Genomic DNA, 20,798 nt, shown 5'->3' on the forward strand with positions numbered 1-20,798 from the left:
AAAAGGCTGTTTCAGATACGGAACAGCCTTTCGCTGTTACTTATAGTTAGCCAATACATTATTGAGCTTTACATTTATTCTGGGATCAATTCCTGTATTGCTTTTTACAGATTTTATGATCACATTAGTCAGGTTCTTTCTTCCCATGGTTGGCGGACAGATGGTATATTCATCGGCTCCTCTTACCGTTAATTTACCCAGGGAGGCTATGTCTTTCTGGCTCAATAGAGCAACATTGGTTGCAAACTGATTGTTTTGGATGGAATAATAATCTTTTCCCAGTTCCTTGGCTCCGTATTTCTTCAGAATGACATCTACTTTAGATCTGAGGTCACCATATTTTTTCCAGTCAATATTTGCTTTGAGCAGGCATCCACGGATGATATACTGCCGGTTCACTTTGTAGATAATGAAATTAGTACCCAAGCTGGTCTGATGAAGGTTTTGTAGCCGTAACAAGGTTTTCATATCGTCATCAGAAATCTTTTTTACGTCTTTGATGATGTAATTGTTGTCGACAATGTAATTGCCTTTTTCTTTATAAAAAGACATTTCCTGAGGCTTCAATTGGGAGAAAATAATTATTAATCCCACTATTGAACCAATTAAAAATAAGGTTTTTGTTTTCATGTGGCTGTTTTTAGAATTAAATACCTACTCTGTTTCAGGATTTTCGGAGTCCTCCTTTATGGTGAGTATTTCATGGTTAGAAAACTTATATCAAATGTAGAAGTATGTAAGGAGTTGAATATAAGTGTTTATCCTGTTTTTTATGAGGCTTTTAACCTTGATTTAAGTTCTGATAAGAACAGGGTCAGACCTAAAGGGACATTGAAATACACTTATATTATGTAGTATTAGTAAGGAGGCAAAGACGAAATCTATGCTGGTCTTTTCCAAAGAAGAATATTTAATATAAGCTCAAAACACTTTATACTGTATACGATCTTAAAAATTTTGTACATGCCGTTGAATAAACAAATAACAGATTGTTTAAAGATGATTTGGACTGATTTGCCGAGACTTAAAATATGAAGTCTGATCAGGATTGCCGGCAAAGTTTCTTTTGAATGTGTTGTTGGAAAAAATGATGGTTCCGGGGCGGAATTGGATTGTTAATCTTGTTCTCAAACCTTGTTGATCTGGCCTGGAATAATATTCATCTAAAATAAAAAAACAAATCCCGAAGGAGATCAGGATTTGTTCTAATCAAATTAATTCTTCCTTTTTCAAGAGCGAAATAATTCGTCGTAAAAATGAATTGGATATTTCAATCTTAGCTTTTTTTGCAGAAGAATCTGTTTTACCTTTCGGTATAACATTTTTTTGATTCCCATGGTTAGTTTGTGTCTCTCCTGCAATCATCTCGTTTCCTTTTAGTGTTTTTACCCCTTTGTTCTCATTGCAAAGCTATCATTAATACCATAGCAAAAACATCCGTGTTTTCCCGGTATTTTCTATGGGATTTTCCCGGAAAGAAATTACTTCGGGGAGAATTAAGGTGCGTTTTCGGAGAAGAAAAACAAGTCGTTATTTATTTATAAAAGAATACGTATATTTAAGTCTCATTTGGGAGAAATACAATATAGAGGTATCCGAAAATCTTAAAGAGTAGGAAATTAAGACTAAACCAAAATAATTATGAAAAATTTAAAAAAACTTTCAAGAGGACAAATGAAAGATGTACAAGGTGCTATCAGAGGATGCAATCCACAGATCATTTGTCAGGTTACCAAAGACTGTTGTCCGGGATGGGTATGTGGTACTCCAGGACAATATTGTATAGCTTACTGATGATTTTTCTACACAGAAGTAGATATATTCAAGGAAAAGAGAGATTGATTCTCTCTTTTTTTGTATAGAATGCTAAACAGGAATATAGCATTCAAAAAAAGACGTTTAAAATTCCTAAATTTGTTTAAATTAAATTGTATGAGTTTTTTTGAAGAAAAGAATCCTGAAATGGATAGGTATTTGGAAGCACACGCTTCTTCGGAATCTGAAATTCTGAAAAAACTGAGAAGAGAAACGTACCAAAAAACAACTCAGCCCCATATGATCTCAGGATATCAGCAGGGGAGACTGCTTACTATTATTTCCCAGATGCTTCAGCCGAAGAATGTTCTTGAAATCGGAACCTTTACAGGATATGCAACCTTATGTCTTGCGTCAGGACTGAATAAAGATGGAAAAATCACCACCCTTGATGTGAATGAAGATCTTGCCTATCTTCCGAAGAAATATTTTGAAGCAAGTGAATATGCCGGTCAGATCGATTTCAGGCTTCAGGATGCCAAAGCATTTTTGAAAGAAACCGATGAGGTTTTTGATCTGATCTTTGTAGATGCGGATAAAGAGAATTATGCGGAATATTTCCGGCTGATAAAACCCCATACAAAAACAGGATCTGTTGTCTTATTTGATAACGTTCTTTGGTATGGAAAAGTACTGGAAGAAGATCCCAAACAGAAATCTACACAGTCTATCAAAGAATTAAACGATTTAGTGGCAAAAGATGAAGATTTTGAAAATCTTATTTTACCTTTGCGGGATGGGGTAAACTTCCTTAGAAGGAAGTAATTAAAAAATTAAGAAATTCAGAGATTCAGAGATTCAGAAGCAACGTAATTTCTGAATCTCTGAATTTCCTAATCTCTAAATGAATAAAATGAATAAAGGAATTTGTATTGTTACAGTAGCGCCGGTGCGTGCGGAAAGTTCTGACAAGGCTGAAATTGTTACGGAGATATTGTTCGGGGAAAGTGCTGATATTTTGGAGGTGGATAAAAACTGGACCAAAATAAAAATGCATTATGACGGCTATGAAGGATGGATGGATACCAAGCAGATAAAACCTGTAACAGATGAGGTACTGGCCAACAGGAAAGTAACTGTGGTGACTGAAGATTTCTCTTCCGTATTGACAAACGATGGAAAAACATTACTGTCAATAGGCTCTGAGGTGGAATTTCCTGTAGTAGCATCAAGAAGAAGTCACGATGTAAGAGAAAGCATTGCTCTTACGGCTAAAGAATTCCTTAATATACCTTACCTGTGGGGAGGCAAAAGCTTTTTTGCAGTAGATTGCTCCGGCTTTACGCAATTGGTCTATAAAGTTCACGGAATTAAAATCCCGAGAGATGCCTCACAGCAGGCAGAAGTAGGGGAAGCGCTTACTTTTGTGGAAGAGACACAGCCGGGAGATCTGGCTTTCTTTGAAAATGCCGAAGGAAAGATCATTCACGTAGGAATTATGCTGGATAATCAGAAGATCATTCACGCATCAGGAAAAGTGAGAATCGATACGCTGGACTCTACAGGAATTTTCAATAAGGAAATGAATAAGCATACCCATAAGCTGAGGGTTTTAAGAAGCGTTTTGTAATGTTGAAAACTCATCTGAAATGGAAAATATTTTATTTACGATTTTTGATATTTTTAATTTCGGATTACTCATTTTTTTGTGGTGGTTTACTGTAAAGCACTATAAAAGTTTACCTCAAATAATTCCTGTTCATTTTGATTTTGATGGAAAGGCTGATAAGTTCGGAAGTAAGAAATATTCTTTTTTGATGCCTGTACTGGCCACAGTACTTTATTTTTTATTGGGCTATATTGTCAGGGAACCTGAATTTTCAAATTATCCGGTAGAAATTACAGAAGCCAATCAGGATGCGCAGTTTCTTATCATGAAAATCTTTTTAAGGGGTCTCTTGGTACTGATCTTACTGATATTTTTGAATATTCAGGATTATATGTTCAGATACTCTTTTGATGAAAATGCAAAGCCGAGAGTATCGCTGCCGGCAATAATATTTTCTGTAATTGGCAGTGTAATACTGTTATTCATATTTGTTGGTCTTTTCAAATAAAATCTATGGACAGCTTTATCCAATCTGGGCATTATATTGCTAACGAGACAACGGATGTTTAAAACCCAATCAGATGGCTTTTTTTTACAATATATTTATCAATTTACTGATCTTTGGAATGAAGGTTTTTTCGTTGTTCAATGAGAAAACTAAGAAAGGCGTTGAAGGAAGAAAAGAATCTTTACATAAAGTGAAGTCTGCGTTTTCAAAAACAGATCAGGTAATCTGGATGCACGCAGCAAGTCTGGGAGAATATGAACAGGGACTTCCTGTTTTGGAAAAGCTTAAAGCAAATCTGCCTGATCATAAGATTCTGGTGACTTTTTTTTCTCCGTCAGGCTATGAAAATGTTGTTAAAAAGAAACATATTGCTGATGTAATCTGCTACTTGCCTTTTGATAAAAAAAGCGTTGTAAAAGATTTTATATCACAGTTTAATGCTCAACTATTTTTTACGGTGAAGTATGATTATTGGTATAATCTGCTTGCTGAGCTGAAAAATCAGAATACCAGGATCTATGTGATTTCTGCTTTATTCTATGAAAGACAATCTTTCTTTACTTCTTATGGTAAATGGTTTGTAAAACAGCTTCAGCAAAATGTAGATTGGTTCTTTCATCAGACTTCATTTTCTCTTGCTTTAGCTAAAAGCATAGGACTGACTAAATCCTCAGTAACAGGTGATACAAGATTCGATAGGGTGAAGCAGCTTCAGAAACGGGATAACCACGTTGATCATATTACAGATTTTATAGACAGTCATAAAGCTGTTGTTTTTGGGAGTTCCTGGCAGGCTGAAGAAAAAATAGCGGAAATGATCTCCCGGAAAAATAACACGGTCAAAATGATCGTCGCTCCTCATGACCTAAAGAGAGTAGAGCACTTAAAAAATATCTTTCCTGATGCATTGCTGTACAGTGAAGTGAAAGATTCCCATCCCTCAGTGCTTAACGCTCAGCTACTCATTATAGACAGTATCGGGCTATTGTCTAAACTGTATTCATATGCCGATATAGCTGTTGTAGGAGGAGGATTTCATGATGCCGGGTTACACAATATCCTTGAGGCGGCAACCTTTGGTGCTCCGGTTGTTTTTGGCAGTCATTACAAGAAAAATCCGGAAGCGGATGATCTGATCGCGATGGGAGGAGGAAGATCTTTTGATAACGAATCCGCAGCTGCAGAATTTATCTTGTTTCTTGCAAATGGGGATAACCGGGAGGAACTTGTTGCGATGTCCCGGAATGCTAAAGAATTCGTTGATGGTAAGCCTGATTCTACAGCAATGATCTTGCAGAAAATTTTATCTTAAAAAGCCCTGGCTTTTGATTTCTTTCATAATCTGGTCAATATTTTCAGGAATCCTTTCGCATTCGAACCAATTAAGATCAAGCCCGTTGTTGATGCAGAGTTTCAGAAGATAATGATTCTCTGAAATCTTCTTCTGAATCTCCTGAAGATATTCATCAATTTCCATCCAGTAATCTTCATCAAGCTTTTTGGTCAGGATCAGGGATTTGAATACCTTGTTGATGATATAAATGTATAATTTGTATACATTATCGAACCTTTGTCTGCTCAGATCATTATTGTAATCTAAAATTTTATTGATGAGCAGCAGATTAAGAGAAACTTCCCCGAATTTATCCGTTGTTATTTTGACGTGTTCTGTAATTTCTGCGCTTATTTTCCGGATGATGCTTAGAAAATACTTGGCGTTCCCGATATATTTTGAAGCTAAAGCAAGCTTTTCTTCCACATTTTCCTCCATCGCATTCCTCTTGTCATCAGTAGTTTCCGGATCGATGAGCTCGAAATACAGCTTTTTAGATAGCAGCTTATCCTTTCTCAGCAGCCTGAAAATAAGTTTATCTTTCTCTGTAGTGGAGAATGCACTTAAGGCTGCTTTAAATTCTTTTGAATATTCCATTAATTGAAAATTTTAGAATATTTCAGAAATCCGTTCAGAGCCCAGTTGGCTGTATAATACAGCGATGTGAGCGTTGAGAAGCCCATAAAATCTTTGTAAACAAGATACTGGTCCCTGATAATGTTCTTTTTGTTTCTGGAAACACTGTTCTCCCGCATTCTGTATTTGGCCAATGTTTTATTGATAGGCATTCCTTCAGGAATTACTTTTAAGAGATTAAGCCACATGACATGATCCTCCCGCTTGCTTTTTACAGGAAACAGGAACTTTCCGACCCTTTTGGTGTCATACATGGTAGAAACTGGTGCCAGTCGGCATGTTTTGAGAAGATTGGAGAAGGTAACCACTTTATCCGCCAGGAAATCTTTCAATATAGGTTTAAGATGCTCGTCACACCTTGAATAATTGCAATAAACAAGCTCCGCATTATGATCCTGCATGTAGTCTGTCATGGTTTCAAGGTATTCAGGGTACCAGAAATCGTCAGAATCAAGAAAGGCGATATATCTTCCCTGAGCCCTTTCAAGGCTGTTGTTTCTTGCGTTTCCCGCCCCTCCGTTTTTCTCCAGAACATGAAGTTTTATTCTTGGATCATTGTATTTTCTGATGATCTCAACAGTATTGTCTTTAGAAAGATCATCAGTGATCAGCCATTCCCAGTTTTCATAGGTCTGGCTAAGAACGGACTGTATCGTTTCCTCGATAAATTCTGCCGAATTGTAGCAGGGCGTGATAATGGAGACAAGATCTTTCATTTGTGCTTTAAAATATCAGTAAAATTATAAAAATCTTTTTTCATAGAAATGCCATGAGGTAATTCCTACCCCGATTACTACCAGCATACAGATAATGCTCATGGCATAAGGATTATAATCCTCAAATAATCCTAATGTCTGAAATACCCTGATGATAGGGAAGTGGAAGATATAAATTCCGTAGGTAAAATCTCCGTATTTTCCGAAATTATTCAGGAATTTGAAAGAATAAGCAATATAAAGAACGATAATGCTTATCATCATTGGAGAAAATAGTTTTATTTTAAAAATAAGATCAATCCATACCGTGATCATCGCTATGATGAAAAGGGTGTTTTTATGTCTTATGAATATGTCAAAATTAAAATAGAGCAACATTCCACCGATAAAATAGCACAGTGAACCGGGCAGTTGTCTGGAGATAGCAGCTCTTCCTGTCATTTCAAAATAATTAAGAAAGATCAGGGAAAGGAAATACAATACGATCAGGCTGATATTTCTGTATTTATTATTTTTTCCAAACAATAAGAAGATCAACGGAACAGCGATATAAAAGCACATTTCTATTTTAAGCGTCCATAGAGCTCCGTTCACCGCCTGATTCCCGAATACTCCCGGAAGCCATGGGGCTTTAAAGTTCATGAACAGTGAATTCCAGAATACATATTGATAAACTTCCGTATTGCTGAAATATTCTGAAAATGAATAAGTGCTTACCAGGCTTAGCAGTATGGCGCAAAGAAATACGACCAATAAATAAGCGGGAACGATCCTGTTAAACCTTTTTTTTGCATAGCTTTTCAAACTGGAAGATCTTTCGTAGCTTCTGGCAATCAGAAAACCGCTTACAACAAAAAACGAGAAAACGGCGACTTCTACCGGGCTGTACGTTAAGATATGAAGCTGTTCAGATTGGCTTAATGCTCCCAGGTGTCCTACAAAGACAATGAAAGCGAGGAGAACACGGATGAAGTCAAAATTGTTTTTCGTTATATCCTGCATTTGCATTTTTTTTCCTACAAAAATAACTTTTTTAATAAAACAGAGAGAATTTCGCATGTTCAATATTTGTTAAATAAGGGGAATACTGAGTCTGAGCATTTTAAAATATGTATAAATAATGATTGATGAAATAATTTTTCATAAAAAATAGTAATATAAATCAAAAAAATTATAATTTTAGCGCTTGAAAAAATTGATCTATGAAGAAATTAGCATTACTATTTGCAGGTTTGTCATTGTTTGCCGTTACAGGATGTAGTGATGACAATGATACTGTCAGAGAATCTCCTTTAGTTGGGACATGGCAACCGTTAAAAGAAGTGGTTACTACTGTGGAGGTTGGTGAAGACCCGGTTTCTAACACGATTACCTATACTGATTGTCAGAAGCAGTCCACATGGGTATTCAGTGTTGAATTAAAAGGTAAACAGACTACCTGGCAGGATGATATTGCGGTACCCGGACAGTGTGCTATTCAATCTGAAATTAATTTCAACTATACCTATGACAAGGATGCAAAATCCGTTCAGATGAAAATTCAGGGGATTGTAGAGCCGGTAAACGCAAAGGTGATTACATTGGATGATACGACACTTAATCTTGCTGTAAGAGAAGAGACCCAGGATCCGACTATATTTCAGACAAGAACTTATACTTTCAAGAGAATTCCTCAATAATAGTATACTTCAGGATATAAAAAACAGATCTCATCTCCGGATGGGATTTTTTTGTTGAAACAAGATTTGCAATTCATTATAAATTAAATTTTTATTTCCTTTAAAATCACTAATTTTGTGAATCTTGTGAAAAAGAAAAATCATTCAATTTTTAAAGTCTAACATTATAACATATATAATAACGTGTTTTACGATCATCAGCAGATAGAAAAAAAGTGGCAGAAATACTGGGAGGAAAATCAAACCTACAAAACTTTTAACAATACGGATAAACCTAAATTTTATGTACTCGATATGTTTCCGTACCCATCCGGAGCAGGACTTCACGTAGGTCACCCGCTGGGATATATTGCATCGGATATCTATGCGAGATATAAAAGACACCAGGGGTTTAATGTTCTCCACCCGGTAGGATATGACAGTTTCGGACTTCCTGCTGAGCAATATGCGATCCAGACAGGCCAGCATCCGGCCATCACTACTGAGCAGAATATCAACAGATACGAAGAGCAGTTAAGAAAAATCGGATTTTCATTCGACTGGAGCAGAGAGGTAAGAACTTCGGATGCTTCTTACTATAAATGGACACAGTGGATCTTTATCCAGCTGTATCACTCGTGGTATAATAAAAATACAGATAAGGCAGAATCTATTGATACTTTGATCAATCATTTTGAAGAAAAGGGAACAGAGGGATTAAATGCCAATCAGAATGATGAATTGAACTTTACAGCAGAAGAATGGAAAAGCGCTTCTGAACCGGATAAAGAAGATATCTTGTTAAACTATCGTCTTGCCTACAGAGCTGAAACAACGGTAAACTGGTGCCCTGCATTAGGAACAGTACTGGCAAATGATGAGGTGAAAGATGGAAAATCTGAAAGAGGAGGCTTCCCTGTATTCCAAAAGAAAATGATGCAGTGGAGCATGAGAATCTCAGCATACTCTGAAAGATTATTGCAGGGACTTAATACATTAGACTGGCCGCAGCCGTTGAAGGATTCCCAGGAATACTGGATAGGGAAATCCCAGGGGGCACAGGTTCAGTTCCAGGTAGAAGGGTATGACGAAATCGTTGAAGTGTTCACCACGAGGCCTGATACGATCTTTGGAGCAACCTTTATGGTGCTGGCACCAGAGAATCCTTTAGTGGAAACCATTACTACAGATGCTCAGAAAGCTGAAGTAGACACTTATATAGAAGAAACTTCCAAAAAAACAGAAAGAGACAGAATGGCTGACGTGAAAAACGTGAGCGGAGCTTTCACGGGAAGTTATGCGATCAATCCGTTCAGCGGGGCAAAAATGCCGGTCTATATTTCAGACTACGTATTGATGGGATACGGAACGGGAGCTGTAATGGCGGTTCCTGCACATGATGAACGTGATCACAGATTTGCTAAGAAATTTAACTTAGAGATTAAAAAAGTTGTTGAGACAGAAGAAGACGTACAGGAAAACTCTTTTGACTCTAAAGATTCAGTTTGTGTAAATTCTGATTTCTTAAACGGGTTGAATTATCATGATGCGAAATCAAAAATAATTTCAGAGATCGAAAACAAAGGAATCGGTCACGGAACAACAAATTACAGACAGCGTGACGCCATTTTCTCAAGACAGCGTTACTGGGGAGAACCCGTTCCTATATATTATAAGGATGGGATGCCTTATACATTGCCGGCTTCTGCTTTACCGCTGGAACTTCCTGAAGTTGAAAAATATTTACCTACAGAAGATGGAGATCCGCCTTTGGGAAATGCTAAGGTATTTGCCTGGGATGAGGTGAACCAGAAAGTGGTGTCTACAGATTTAATTGACGATAAAACGATATTTCCGTTAGAATTGTCCACAATGCCGGGTTGGGCAGGAAGCTCATGGTATTTCCTTAGATATATGGATCCTCAGAATGATGGAGAATTCTGTGCGAAGGATCTTTCAGACTATTGGGGGCAGGTAGATCTTTATATCGGAGGAAGCGAACATGCTACCGGTCACCTTTTATATTCCCGTTTCTGGAATATGTTCTTAAAGGACAGAGGCTGGATCAGTCATGATGAGCCTTTCCAGAAACTGATCAACCAGGGGATGATCTTAGGAATGAGTGCATTCGTTTATAGAATTGACGGTACGAATAAATATGTATCTAAAAATTTAGCCAGCGAATATAAAACCCAGCAGATCCATGTGGATGTATCCTTATTAAAAGGAACATCTGATGAACTGGATACTGAAGCTTTCAAAGCATGGAGACCTGACTATGCCGATGCGGAATTTATTCTGGAAGACGGAAAATACATCACAGACCGTGAAGTGGAAAAAATGTCCAAGTCTAAATATAATGTGGTAAACCCTGATGATATCTGTGAAGAATATGGTGCAGACGGTTTAAGACTATATGAGATGTTCTTAGGACCATTAGAGCAATCCAAGCCCTGGAATACACAGGGACTAAGCGGAGTATATGGTTTCCTTAAAAAATTCTGGAACCTGTATTTCAACGGAGACGTATTTGATGTTTCTGATGAGGAGCCTACAAAGGCCGAATATAAAGTATTGCATACCTTAATTAAAAAAGTGGTTTACGATATTGAAAACTTCTCTTTCAATACTTCGGTATCATCATTCATGATTGCCGTGAACGAGCTTCAGAAAATAAAATGCAACAAACGCAATATTTTAGAACCGTTAGCCGTTATCATCTCTCCTTACGCTCCTCACATCTGTGAAGAATTGTGGAGTTTATTAGGACATGATACATCGATCGAATTTGAGAAATTCCCTGTATTGAACGAGGATTATCTGGTAGAAGACGAAATTGAGTATCCGGTAAGCGTAAATGGTAAAATGAAGTTCAAAATTTCTCTTTCGGCTCAATTATCTGCCAAGGAAGTAGAAGATTTGGTGATTTCAAATGAGAAAATGCAACAGATTTTGGAGGGTAAAACCCCTAAAAAAATCATTGTAGTTCCTCACCGTATTGTGAATATCGTAATTTAAATAAAATTTAACATTGGGAAATTAAAAAAAATGGGTGTCTTATTTTTTTGATTTTTTAATTCAAATGTTAAATTTGGGAAAAATAAATAAAATATTTTAAAATAATTATTATATCGGAATCGTATTAAAATTTCTTTATCAAAAAAAAGCAAAATGTTTAATTAAGACTCTTGCATTTTAATTAATTTTGCCTTTAATTTACACCCTGTAAAATTTTAAAACAATATAATTTAGTTAAATATGGAAATGAATGTTTCAAAAAATGATGAGCAAGTAGTTGCTAGAAAAGCAGGAGGTTTAAATCCAGCTGTTATTATTCCTATTTTATTTCTTATAGGAGTTGCTATTTATTTATTCGTTCTTGGTAGCCCAGGAAACTTTAAAGATGCAGATAAACTAGGAAGTGGGTCTGTAGCTTTCTCAAGTGTTGAAGGAAAAGACATTCACCCAGAGTCGTTTTTAGGTATTATCTACAAAGGAGGGGTAATTGTACCAATCCTGATTACTTTCATGATCACGGTGATCGTTTTCTCTTTTGAAAGATATTTCGTTCTTGGTAAAGCTGCCGGAAAAGGAAACTTAGACAACTTCGTAGTACAGGTAAGAAGCTTACTAAACCAAAACAAAATCGACGAAGCTATTGAAGAGTGTGACAGACAACAAGGTTCTGTAGGTAATGTAGTGAAAGAAGGTCTTACTACTTACAAAGCTCTTGCTCACGATACAACTTTAAATAAAGAGCAGAAAATGGTAGCGCTTAACAAAGCTATCGAAGAAGCTACAACTCTTGAGATGCCAATGCTTGAGAAAAACATGATGATCCTTTCTACTTTAGGTACTGTTGCAACGTTAGTAGCACTACTGGGAACGGTAATCGGGATGATCAAAGCGTTCTTCGCATTAGGTTCAGGAGGTGGTACTCCGGATGCAGCTGCTCTATCTACCGGTATCTCTGAAGCCTTGATCAACACGGCATTAGGTATTGGTACTTCAGCGATCGCTATTATCCTTTATAACTTCTTTACTTCTAAAATTGACGGGTTAACTTATAAGATCGATGAGATCTCTATGAGTATCCAACAATCTTTTGCTGAATTCAACTAAGAATTAGCAAGGAATTTGCATTAGCAATTAAAAGAAGTTTAATTAAAAATATTTTATAATAATGGCGAGAGTCAAACCAAAAAGACATGGAGTAATTACGGACATGACTGCAATGTGTGACGTTGCGTTCCTACTCCTTACGTTCTTTATCTTGACCACTCAGTTTAAAAAACCTGACGTGGAGCAGATCAAACCGCCATCTTCAATTTCGGAAAAAATACTTCCTGATGCTAGTTTAATGACTATCAATGCTACTCCGGACGGAAAATTCTATTTTCAGCCTGTAGAAAACGCATCAGAAAGACTTGCGCTTTTGGACAAAATGGGGCAAAAGTATGGAATTACTTTTGACAACAAACAAAAAGTGGCATTCCAGAAAGTTCAGGCAATTGGTGTTCCTATGAACAAACTTAAAGGATACCTGGATATGTCTGAAGATGAGCAGAAAAATTATAAGAGTCCTACAGGGATTCCTATGGACAGTACAAATAAGCAATTAATTGACTGGGTACAACAGAGTTTGAGCGTAAATCCTGAATACAAATTAGCGATTAAAGGTGACGTTACAACTGAATATCCTAAAGTTAAGAGCCTGTTTGAAGGTTTAAGAGATATTGATTTTCTTAAATTTTGGTTGATTACATCACAAGAAGGAAAACCTAACGAATAATATCGATAGAAATGGCAGAAGTACAAGTACAGGAAAAAAGCGGCAAAGGCGGCAAGGTACGTTCCAAGAAGCAGAGTACCAGAGTTGATATGACTCCGATGGTGGACTTGGGTTTTCTATTGATCACCTTCTTTATGTTCACAACTACATTTAGTAAACCGAATGTTATGGATTTGGGTCTTCCGGCTAAACCGAAAGATGATAAACAAAAACCACCTCCAACAGAAATTAAACTTTCCAACTCGATCTCTATATTATTAGGAAAAGATAACAGAGTATTCTGGCATCAGCAGGATAATACTTCCCTGAACGATGAGACTCTTAATGAAACAACTCTTGATAGAGAAGGAATTAGAAAAGTAATTCAGCAGGCAAAATCTAGAGCTGCGGATCAAAGTAAATTTACTGTGATCATCAAGCCTACTGACGATGCTGTATATAAGAACTTTGTGGATATTCTTGACGAAATGGCAATTACCAAAAGTGAGCAGTACGGTGTTACTGATATCAAACCTTGGGAAAAGGCTATTTATGAAAAGAAACTGAAAGGTGCTGCTGCATCTGCTACAAAGTAATTTAACCATAAAATTGTATATCTATGGCAGATGAAAATGTATACGGTCAAAATCTTACATTAGACGAGATTGTATTTGAAAATAGAAACAAGGAATATGGTGCCTATGATCTTAGACATCAGTATCCGAGACTTCTGACAAAATCTTTTATTATCGGAACAGCTCTGTTTCTTTTGGCAGCTTTATCTCCGTTCATCTATCTTACGATCAAAAACCTTACAGCTCCGCCTAAGCAGGAAGTAAAGGCAGATCTTGTAGAGATCATTGAAGATGAACCGATCATTGAGCAGCCTAAAGAAGAAGAACCACCTCCACCACCTCCACCACCAAAAGAAGAGGAAAAAATCGAGGTGATCCAGAACGTAGTTCCTGAGCCTGTAAAAGCTCCGAAAATTGAAACTCCACCACCACCGATCTCTAAGCAGTTGGAAACTACAACTGGTTTACAGAATCAGGAGGGGGTAAAAGCTCCGGCTTATACGCCGCCGCCGCCACCACCATCTACAGGTACAAAAGCTACCACTGTAGAAGTAAAAGCAAATAATCCTAACGAGATCTACAAAGATGTAGACCAGTCTGCAGAATATCCTGGAGGTATGGGTGCATTGAGAAAGTTCTTAGGAGATAACTTTGACACTTCTTTGATGGAAGGGGGAGAAGGACAGCTTAAAGCAAAACTGAAGTTCGTTGTAGAAAAAGACGGAACTGTTTCGAATGTTACTATTGAAGAGAAATCTCCAAATAGCGACTTCAACAGTGAAGCTATGCGTGTAGTTAAGAAACTTAAAAAATGGACTCCTGCGAAGAGAAACGGGGAGAGCGTTAGATCTTACTATAGCGTACCATTTACTATGAACTTTGAATAATTAGACTTATTTATTCAGAATATAAATAAAAAGAGAGGCATATGCTTCTCTTTTTATTTTTTTTGTATTTTTGTTACATGATGTTCAATTGGTTATCCCTGGTTACGGGATTGTTTTATATCGTTTTAGGAATTGTAGTAATTGTCTATAAATTCTTTTTTACCATTTTGGAGCCTGCAGTAGCCTATGCGTTGGGTGTTGTTTTAATTATTTATGGTATATTCAGAATCTATAGAGCTATTTCTAAAATCAAAAAATCGAAAGATGAAGAATAGTTTTAAAATTGCACTTGTCTTCCTGATAGGAATCATGCTGGCAGGCTGCAAAAAAGAGGAGAAATCTCCTTCCTACCATAAAGGTGATCTTACGATTTTTACTGACGAATCTTTTCAGAGTGTTACAGAAGCATTAGCTGATGGCTATATGATCAATTATCCGGAAACCCGCATCAAAGTAGAAACAAAAAAAGAAGACTTAGGCTTTCTCGAACTGTTGAACGGAAATGCAAGGGTTGTGGTAATGTCCAGAAGCCTTAATCCGGAAGAAATAAAAACTTACAAAGACCGAACCGATCTGAAGTTTCTCCCTGCTAAATTTGCCGCGGATGCCGTGGTTTTTGTAGTGCCCAAAGACTCTCCGAAAGAAAGCATTTCGATGGATGAGATCAGTAACGGCCTGTTGTCGGATAAGAAAGAGTTTATTTTCGATGGGACCAACTCCAGTAACCTGAACTTTGTTGCAGAAAAACTGAAGAAACAGCCGAAAGACCTTAAATTTTCCATTATTCTCGGGAACCAGAAGATCATAGAGGAATTGGGAAAATATCCTGATAAAATAGGAGTAATAGGGCTTAATACTTTTAGCCGCCCTTACGATAAAACTTCAGAAAAACTGAGAGATATGGTTAAGGTATTGCCTGTCGTAGATAAAGGAGTGTCATATACCGCTGACCATACTGGCCTTAGTACAATGAAATACCCTTTTACACGAGTACTTTATTTCCTTGCCAATGAAGGCAACTTCAATATTGCTAACGGATTTATAAGATTTTCATGTACCCATTTAGGACAGAAGATTGTTCAGAAAGAGGGGCTGCAACCTTACAATCTGTATAAGAGAGAGGTACAGATGCGTTAAAAATTATTAAACTCACAATTTAACCTTATAAAAATTATTATTTTGGTCTGAAAATTGTGTAGAATATAACTCAATTTAGAAATATAAAATGAAAGATATAATGAATATGAATGTAAAAAAGATTGCTTTTGGAGCAGCCGTGGTATTTTTTACCGGTTTTGCCTCTGCACAGACATTGCAGGATGGTATCAACAGTATAGACAGTGATAAGTTTGCTCAGGCAAAAACCAATTTCACTGATATGATTGCTAAACAGCCTACTGCAGAGAACTACTTCTATTTAGGAAACACTTTCTTAAGACAAGGAGAACCGGACTATGCAAAGGCTATTGAAAGCTTCAACAAAGGATTAGCTGCTGACAGCAAAAGCTATCTTAATAAAATTGGTCTTGCTGCCGTTAAGTTAGGAAAAGGAGACAAAAGTGCTGTTGCAGAAATTCAGAAAATAGTAGCTGATTCCAAAGAAAAAGACGCTGAAGTATTATTCAGAGCTGCAGAAGCTTTAACTTTATTCGAAAAGAACAGTTCTCCTGATATCGCTATCCAATATCTGACCAAGGCGATTGAAAAAGCTGAAAAGAAAGGAGTTCCTGCACATTATTATTATACATTAGGAGATGCTTACAGATTGAAAAGATCTCCGGGGGAAGCGATGTCTGCGTATGACAAAGCATTACCTGTAGCTAAAAATAAGGCTTCCGTTTATACAAGAATGGCTACTTTATGGATGGCGGCACAAGTATGGCAAAAAGCAAAAGAAAGTGTGGATAAAGCTATCGCTGTAGACCCTACTTATGCTCCTGCATATAAAGCATTGGCCGGTTATGATATCAGATACCAGCAAAATGCAAAGGCTACACAAGATCTTATCAACTATACAAAATATGCTGATGAAGATCCATATACACAGTTAGAAATTGCTAAATTATACTTCACTAACGAAGATTATGCTAACTCTAAATCAGTACTGGATAAGATCTTTGATAAGATCGATGATCCTATTAAGTTCAAATTAAGAGCTTACCAGGCGTATGCGGACGGTAACTATGCAGATGCAAAGCAGAACATGGATACTTTCGTTGCTCAGGCTGAGAAAACAAGAATACAGCCTGCTGATCAGGGTCTGCAAGGACTTATCGCTGCAGGATTAGCAAAAGATGAACAGGATGCTGCTAAAAAATCTGCTTTAATGGCTGAATCTCAGCAGAAAATTGCCATTGCAAAAGCTGCAAAAGACGAAACGATGAAGTGGGACCTGGAATTGGCTAACATCGCAGGAGGAGGGGGAGCATCTCAGTCAGAAGCAGATAAAGGACCTACTAACCCTACTATTGAAGCACTGAAAAAGCAGGTTGCTGCTAACAGCCAGGACTCTGACGCTTTGTTTAAATTGGCAACAGCTTATCAGGATGCTAAAAACTGGAACGGTGCCATTCTTACATGGCAAAAAATGTCTGTTCTTCTTCCGGACTGGGCTCCGGCTTATTACAGCCAGGGGTACTCTTACCAACAGGCAGGAAATAATGATGCTGCCAAATTAGCTTACGAAAAATTCATCAGTACAGTAAAACCTGCTGACCAGGAAGCGAATAAGCAGACTCTTGCATACGCTTACTTTGCAGTAGCTTATATGAGCAAAGATTCTGATATTGCAAAAGCAAAAGACTATGTGGCAAAATCTTTACAGTTAGATCCTACTTATGAGGACGCTGTAAAATTAAATGCAGAGATCAACAAATAATTTAAAATTTAAATTACAGATATTAAAACTTCCCATTCGTAATGTTTGGGAAGTTTTTATTTTAAACTTATCTTTGATTTCATGAAAACTGATATACTTGCTTTTGGAGCACATCCTGACGATGTGGAGTTAGGTTGTGGAGGAACCATTGCCAAAATGGTTTCAGAAGGAAAAAAATGTGTTGTCGTGGATCTTACAAGAGGAGAGCTTGGTACAAGAGGTACAGATGAAACAAGAAAAGCAGAAGCGGCAGATGCTGCCAAAATCCTGGGACTTTCCGCAAGGGAAAACCTGGGAATGAAAGACGGCTTTCTGGTAAATTCTGAAGAATACCAAATGAGGATCGTAAAAATGATTCGCAAATACCGCCCGGAAATCGTCTTGGCCAATGCAATTGATGACAGACATCCGGATCATGCAAAAGGAGCTAAATTAGTATCGGATGCGTGCTTTTTGTCCGGATTGAGAAAAATTGAGACCGTAATGGAAGGAGAAGCTCAGGAGGTTTGGAGGCCGAAGCATGTTTTTCATTATATTCAGTGGAAAGACATCAAACCGGAATTTGTCATTGATATCTCAGAACACCTTGATCAAAAGCTGGCAGCCTGTATGGCTTACAAAACTCAGTTTTATGACCCGGCTTCTAAGGAACCTGAGACTCCGATCACAACAAAAGATTTTTATGAAAGTTTGACGTATCGTGCACAGGATTTAGGGCGATTATCGGGAGTAACTTATGCTGAGGGATTTACGTCAGAAAAGTTAATTTCTTTGAAAAATTTTGACGGAATTGTTTGGTAGTTGAGGAAAATGTCCTATATTTGCACTCAGAAAAACGGTGATTGTAGCTCAGTTGGTTAGAGCGTCGGATTGTGGTTCCGAAGGTCGTGGGTTCGAGACCCATCATTCACCCAAATAAAGTACACTTACTGAAAGTGTACTTTTTTATTTTACTCTTGTTTGATTAAGAAAATAGAACCTTTTTAGAATTTTTCTTTTGGATATTTTCTTATGCAATTTCTTTTTATTCTTCTCCTTGATACCGAAAAAGGGTTTTTAAAATATTCTGAAAACTGACATAAAAAAACTTTGCAGCTAGTTTACTGAACCATTAGAAATAATTATCTTTAAGCTATCTCAAAAACTATTAATATGAAAAAGCTCTTTACAATCCTCATTGTATTATTTTCATTAAAATCTTATTCTCAGTCTTATTATAAAAACCTATTTGATTACAAAGGATATGATATCTGGCTAAGCAACTCAACAAGTCCGAACCAGCAGGATTTTTCATGGGGAGTGCCGGCTCATATGGAAGCATTGGTATTGATGTATGAAAAAACCGGTGAAAGAAAGTATGCGGAAACTTTAATAAAGTGTATAGGAAATACAATTGACCGCAGGGATGATCTTAGAGGCCAGGTGCCGGGTTTAGACCAAATTTTTGATTATCGGGATATTTCTGGCGCAGCCTGGTCAACCAATTATTATAACAAACCGGGAGAAACAGATTCTTATGCTCATATGGTTCATAGTGCCAATATCACATATCCTATGGCGAAATTTGCGGCAATCGTTAAGAGTGATCCTACTATTCAAAGTTTGATTTCGGATTCACTTGTGACAGGCCGTTATGCTGGCCAGACTTATAATGCTATTGCAGATGACCTTGTACAAAAGGTAAAAGAAACGCTTCTTTATCATGATGATCAATGGCATACAGAACCCGGTGATATAGGCTATTATAAAGAAAGAAATGATAATCCTCCAATAGATTCTCCGGGTATAATTTCCCCTTTTAATATGCAAAGTGCTGTTGGAAGAGTTTTGGTACAAATGTATAGAGCAACACATGAAGGTATTTATCTTACACAGCTTAATCAAATAGCTAATTTTATAAAAGGAAACACTTCGCTTAATCCCAATCAGGGATCAAATATCTGGACATATTGGAAGGAAAATGATTTACCGGAAGATATTTCTCATGCCGGTTTGACTGCTAGCTTTCCCTACGAATGTCATAAATATGGAATTTCTTATGCCGGAAATCTTATTTATACAGATGATGATATGAAAGCATATGCTAAAACCTTTACAAAAGACATATATAAATCCCCATTATTGATCAATCATCGCGTGAATGACAATACTAATTACTGGAATCTTAAATATGGAAATATGGTTAGTAGTGCTTCTTATGATGATTTTATCTGTTATATGTGGCTATATCTGTCAGGATATGATAAATCCTTATATCAAATGGTTGCAGATATACAGGCTGCTCAACATTATTACGGAAGTATAGCAATTGGAGTAGAAGAATCCTCCTTAACCCTGGCGCTTATGGCAAATTTTGAAAATTTAATTGTACCTGTAAATACCTACCATATTTGGGGCGAAGACTCTGACTGGAGAGGGGTTGCGAGTGGTAATTTTGATGAGGATGACGAAGACGAGTTTGTGGTAGTAAGAAATTATGACGGTATGATAGGAACTATGGAGCCTGATAATAAAAGTTTTAAATCTGTTGTTACAAACAGCAAAATTTACGGTGGATCATATAATTGGAAAGGTATCGCTTCAGGTGACTTTTTTGGTGATAGTAAAAGTGAGATTATAGCATTAAGTGATCACCCTAATGTTGATGATAACGGTTTTTATATTTTAAAAATTGAAAATAATAATATCATTGAGCATTCAAAATTTACAGGATTCGGTGAAGATTCAGATTGGGTGGGAATTGCTGCGGGTAACTTTATCAGTGGAGGTAAAGATGATTTTATTGCAGTCAGGAATTATAATAAACAGGTTCGGGTATATAAGTTTAATGGAACCGATGTGGAATTGGTTTATTTTAACCAGCTCAATCTGCCCGCGAATTCTAAAATCAAAGCAGTAGCAGCTGGTAATCTTGATACTGATCCGAAAGATGAAATTGTATTGCTTGTTGATGCTGAAGATCATTTGCAAAATGGTATTTATGCTTACGATATAGATGATAATGGTGTATTAACACTGATTCACAAATCGATAGGATGGGGGTCGGCTTCAGATTGGAAGGGGCTGGCTGTTGGTGACCTTGATGGCAATGGGGTGGATGAAATTATTGCTCATAGGAATTTTGATGGGGATTATAAAGTTTATAAACTAGATGAATTGAATGGAGTTCAATTTTTGGATGAGATGGGCTCTGAAAGTTTTCCGGTTCTGCAAACGAAAGATAATCTTATGTGCTTTGGCAACTTTGATCCGAAGTCTCAGAATGAAGAGTTGGTTACACTGAGAAAAGACGGAGGAGTTGTTATGTTTTCTTCAACACAAGTTATAAATAATGTGAATAATAACAGAAGCTCAGATCCTTGCCAGGATGAAATTCCAGATGAGTTATTCAGTTTTCTGAATCCCGTTCGTTTTAATAAGTAAAATGTACCGTTTCTGAAGTACATTTAAAATAATCTCAAAAAAATAATAA

General features: G+C 36.9%; 20 protein-coding genes and 1 tRNA gene. 17 read left to right on the top strand and 4 right to left on the bottom strand.

Annotation, left to right across the window (positions count from 1 at the left end):
• Nucleotides 1-36 precede the first annotated feature (36 nt).
• The gene (locus AC4IF5_RS04440) at nt 37-630 is read right to left on the bottom strand and encodes a hypothetical protein (RefSeq protein WP_490732069.1); all 594 of its coding nucleotides are present in this window, start codon (nt 628-630) and stop codon (nt 37-39) included.
• Nucleotides 631-1,641: 1,011 nt separating this feature from the next.
• On the opposite strand from AC4IF5_RS04440, the gene AC4IF5_RS04445 reads away from it, so the two are divergent.
• The 5 genes from AC4IF5_RS04445 to AC4IF5_RS04465 all read left to right on the top strand — a co-directional run bounded on the left by AC4IF5_RS04445 (nt 1,642) and on the right by AC4IF5_RS04465 (nt 5,184).
• The gene (locus AC4IF5_RS04445) at nt 1,642-1,794 is read left to right on the top strand and encodes a CCPGW family putative bacteriocin (protein ID WP_490732071.1); all 153 of its coding nucleotides are present in this window, start codon (nt 1,642-1,644) and stop codon (nt 1,792-1,794) included.
• Nucleotides 1,795-1,932: 138 nt separating this feature from the next.
• On the top strand, nt 1,933-2,580 hold the full coding sequence (locus AC4IF5_RS04450; RefSeq protein ID WP_490732073.1) for an O-methyltransferase: 648 nt from the start codon (nt 1,933-1,935) through the stop codon (nt 2,578-2,580).
• Between the two features lie 88 nt (nt 2,581-2,668).
• A complete protein-coding gene (locus AC4IF5_RS04455; protein ID WP_490732075.1) occupies nt 2,669-3,385 on the top strand; it encodes a C40 family peptidase in 717 nt (238 codons plus the stop codon).
• 19 nt (nt 3,386-3,404) lie between these two features.
• The gene (locus AC4IF5_RS04460; protein ID WP_490732077.1) at nt 3,405-3,872 is read left to right on the top strand and encodes a DUF1648 domain-containing protein; all 468 of its coding nucleotides are present in this window, start codon (nt 3,405-3,407) and stop codon (nt 3,870-3,872) included.
• A 73-nt stretch (nt 3,873-3,945) separates the two neighbouring features.
• Complete coding sequence (locus AC4IF5_RS04465; RefSeq protein ID WP_490732078.1) at nt 3,946-5,184, top strand: 3-deoxy-D-manno-octulosonic acid transferase; 1,239 nt, start codon at nt 3,946-3,948, stop codon at nt 5,182-5,184.
• On the opposite strand, the gene AC4IF5_RS04470 is transcribed toward AC4IF5_RS04465, so the two are convergent.
• Genes AC4IF5_RS04470 through AC4IF5_RS04480 form a run of 3 tightly spaced genes read right to left on the bottom strand, consistent with a single transcriptional unit; the run spans nt 5,176 to nt 7,559 of the window.
• Entirely contained in the window at nt 5,176-5,802 is a 627-nt protein-coding gene (locus tag AC4IF5_RS04470) for a calponin homology domain-containing protein (RefSeq protein WP_490732080.1), read from the bottom strand. The two genes, AC4IF5_RS04465 and AC4IF5_RS04470, sit on opposite strands and share 9 nt — an antisense overlap.
• Nucleotides 5,802-6,557: a glycosyltransferase family 2 protein gene (locus tag AC4IF5_RS04475; protein WP_490732082.1), complete on the bottom strand. Its 756-nt coding sequence runs from the start codon at nt 6,555-6,557 to the stop codon at nt 5,802-5,804. Before AC4IF5_RS04475 ends, AC4IF5_RS04470 begins: the two co-directional genes overlap by 1 nt.
• Before the next feature lie 24 nt (nt 6,558-6,581).
• Nucleotides 6,582-7,559: an acyltransferase family protein gene (locus tag AC4IF5_RS04480; RefSeq protein WP_490732084.1), complete on the bottom strand. Its 978-nt coding sequence runs from the start codon at nt 7,557-7,559 to the stop codon at nt 6,582-6,584.
• Between the two features lie 200 nt (nt 7,560-7,759).
• Between AC4IF5_RS04480 and AC4IF5_RS04485 the strand changes: the two genes are divergently transcribed.
• The 12 genes from AC4IF5_RS04485 (at nt 7,760) to AC4IF5_RS04540 (ending at nt 20,749) form a co-directional block, all read left to right on the top strand.
• Complete coding sequence (locus AC4IF5_RS04485; RefSeq protein ID WP_490732086.1) at nt 7,760-8,236, top strand: lipocalin-like domain-containing protein; 477 nt, start codon at nt 7,760-7,762, stop codon at nt 8,234-8,236.
• Nucleotides 8,237-8,419: 183 nt separating this feature from the next.
• Nucleotides 8,420-11,233 carry a leucine--tRNA ligase gene (gene leuS, locus AC4IF5_RS04490; protein WP_490732088.1) on the top strand — a complete coding sequence of 938 codons (2,814 nt, stop codon included), beginning with the start codon at nt 8,420-8,422 and terminating at the stop codon, nt 11,231-11,233.
• 240 nt (nt 11,234-11,473) lie between these two features.
• On the top strand, nt 11,474-12,337 hold the full coding sequence (locus AC4IF5_RS04495; protein WP_490732090.1) for a MotA/TolQ/ExbB proton channel family protein: 864 nt from the start codon (nt 11,474-11,476) through the stop codon (nt 12,335-12,337).
• 61 nt (nt 12,338-12,398) lie between these two features.
• Nucleotides 12,399-13,007 carry an ExbD/TolR family protein gene (locus AC4IF5_RS04500; protein ID WP_490732092.1) on the top strand — a complete coding sequence of 203 codons (609 nt, stop codon included), beginning with the start codon at nt 12,399-12,401 and terminating at the stop codon, nt 13,005-13,007.
• 11 nt (nt 13,008-13,018) lie between these two features.
• A complete protein-coding gene (locus AC4IF5_RS04505; protein WP_490732094.1) occupies nt 13,019-13,582 on the top strand; it encodes an ExbD/TolR family protein in 564 nt (187 codons plus the stop codon).
• Nucleotides 13,583-13,605: 23 nt separating this feature from the next.
• Nucleotides 13,606-14,448 (top strand): energy transducer TonB, encoded by an 843-nt coding sequence (locus tag AC4IF5_RS04510; protein ID WP_490732096.1) that lies wholly within the window; start codon nt 13,606-13,608, stop codon nt 14,446-14,448.
• A gap of 77 nt (nt 14,449-14,525) precedes the next feature.
• A complete protein-coding gene (locus AC4IF5_RS04515; protein WP_490732098.1) occupies nt 14,526-14,723 on the top strand; it encodes a DUF308 domain-containing protein in 198 nt (65 codons plus the stop codon).
• Nucleotides 14,713-15,585 carry a PstS family phosphate ABC transporter substrate-binding protein gene (locus AC4IF5_RS04520; protein WP_490732100.1) on the top strand — a complete coding sequence of 291 codons (873 nt, stop codon included), beginning with the start codon at nt 14,713-14,715 and terminating at the stop codon, nt 15,583-15,585. The genes AC4IF5_RS04515 and AC4IF5_RS04520 overlap by 11 nt, the downstream gene beginning before the upstream one ends.
• Nucleotides 15,586-15,673: 88 nt before the next feature.
• Nucleotides 15,674-17,326 carry a tetratricopeptide repeat protein gene (locus AC4IF5_RS04525; RefSeq protein WP_490732102.1) on the top strand — a complete coding sequence of 551 codons (1,653 nt, stop codon included), beginning with the start codon at nt 15,674-15,676 and terminating at the stop codon, nt 17,324-17,326.
• An 81-nt stretch (nt 17,327-17,407) separates the two neighbouring features.
• Nucleotides 17,408-18,127, top strand: a complete 720-nt coding sequence (bshB1, locus tag AC4IF5_RS04530) for a bacillithiol biosynthesis deacetylase BshB1 (RefSeq protein ID WP_490732104.1) — start codon at nt 17,408-17,410, stop codon at nt 18,125-18,127.
• Nucleotides 18,128-18,163: 36 nt separating this feature from the next.
• Nucleotides 18,164-18,239, top strand: a tRNA-His gene (locus AC4IF5_RS04535).
• A 239-nt stretch (nt 18,240-18,478) separates the two neighbouring features.
• Nucleotides 18,479-20,749, top strand: coding sequence for a hypothetical protein (locus tag AC4IF5_RS04540; RefSeq protein WP_490732106.1), 2,271 nt, complete (start codon nt 18,479-18,481; stop codon nt 20,747-20,749).
• The last annotated feature ends 49 nt before the right edge of the window (nt 20,750-20,798 follow it).

Source organism: Chryseobacterium sp. UF-290 (genome assembly GCF_058245615.1).

Bases quoted from the DNA above. Each gene is read 5' to 3' on its own strand.
- AC4IF5_RS04505 (WP_490732094.1), top strand. From the start codon at position 13,019: ATGGCAGAAGTACAAGTACAGGAAAAAAGCGGCAAAGGCGGCAAGGTA.
- AC4IF5_RS04495 (WP_490732090.1), top strand. From the start codon at position 11,474: ATGGAAATGAATGTTTCAAAAAATGATGAGCAAGTAGTTGCTAGAAAA.
- AC4IF5_RS04520 (WP_490732100.1), top strand. From the start codon at position 14,713: ATGAAGAATAGTTTTAAAATTGCACTTGTCTTCCTGATAGGAATCATG.
- AC4IF5_RS04500 (WP_490732092.1), top strand. From the start codon at position 12,399: ATGGCGAGAGTCAAACCAAAAAGACATGGAGTAATTACGGACATGACT.
- AC4IF5_RS04450 (WP_490732073.1), top strand. From the start codon at position 1,933: ATGAGTTTTTTTGAAGAAAAGAATCCTGAAATGGATAGGTATTTGGAA.
- bshB1 (WP_490732104.1), top strand. From the start codon at position 17,408: ATGAAAACTGATATACTTGCTTTTGGAGCACATCCTGACGATGTGGAG.
- AC4IF5_RS04510 (WP_490732096.1), top strand. From the start codon at position 13,606: ATGGCAGATGAAAATGTATACGGTCAAAATCTTACATTAGACGAGATT.
- AC4IF5_RS04515 (WP_490732098.1), top strand. From the start codon at position 14,526: ATGATGTTCAATTGGTTATCCCTGGTTACGGGATTGTTTTATATCGTT.
- AC4IF5_RS04455 (WP_490732075.1), top strand. From the start codon at position 2,669: ATGAATAAAGGAATTTGTATTGTTACAGTAGCGCCGGTGCGTGCGGAA.
- AC4IF5_RS04525 (WP_490732102.1), top strand. From the start codon at position 15,674: ATGAAAGATATAATGAATATGAATGTAAAAAAGATTGCTTTTGGAGCA.
- AC4IF5_RS04445 (WP_490732071.1), top strand. From the start codon at position 1,642: ATGAAAAATTTAAAAAAACTTTCAAGAGGACAAATGAAAGATGTACAA.
- AC4IF5_RS04440 (WP_490732069.1), bottom strand. From the start codon at position 630: ATGAAAACAAAAACCTTATTTTTAATTGGTTCAATAGTGGGATTAATA.
- AC4IF5_RS04460 (WP_490732077.1), top strand. From the start codon at position 3,405: ATGGAAAATATTTTATTTACGATTTTTGATATTTTTAATTTCGGATTA.
- AC4IF5_RS04480 (WP_490732084.1), bottom strand. From the start codon at position 7,559: ATGCAGGATATAACGAAAAACAATTTTGACTTCATCCGTGTTCTCCTC.
- AC4IF5_RS04485 (WP_490732086.1), top strand. From the start codon at position 7,760: ATGAAGAAATTAGCATTACTATTTGCAGGTTTGTCATTGTTTGCCGTT.
- AC4IF5_RS04540 (WP_490732106.1), top strand. From the start codon at position 18,479: ATGAAAAAGCTCTTTACAATCCTCATTGTATTATTTTCATTAAAATCT.
- AC4IF5_RS04470 (WP_490732080.1), bottom strand. From the start codon at position 5,802: ATGGAATATTCAAAAGAATTTAAAGCAGCCTTAAGTGCATTCTCCACT.
- AC4IF5_RS04465 (WP_490732078.1), top strand. From the start codon at position 3,946: ATGGCTTTTTTTTACAATATATTTATCAATTTACTGATCTTTGGAATG.
- AC4IF5_RS04475 (WP_490732082.1), bottom strand. From the start codon at position 6,557: ATGAAAGATCTTGTCTCCATTATCACGCCCTGCTACAATTCGGCAGAA.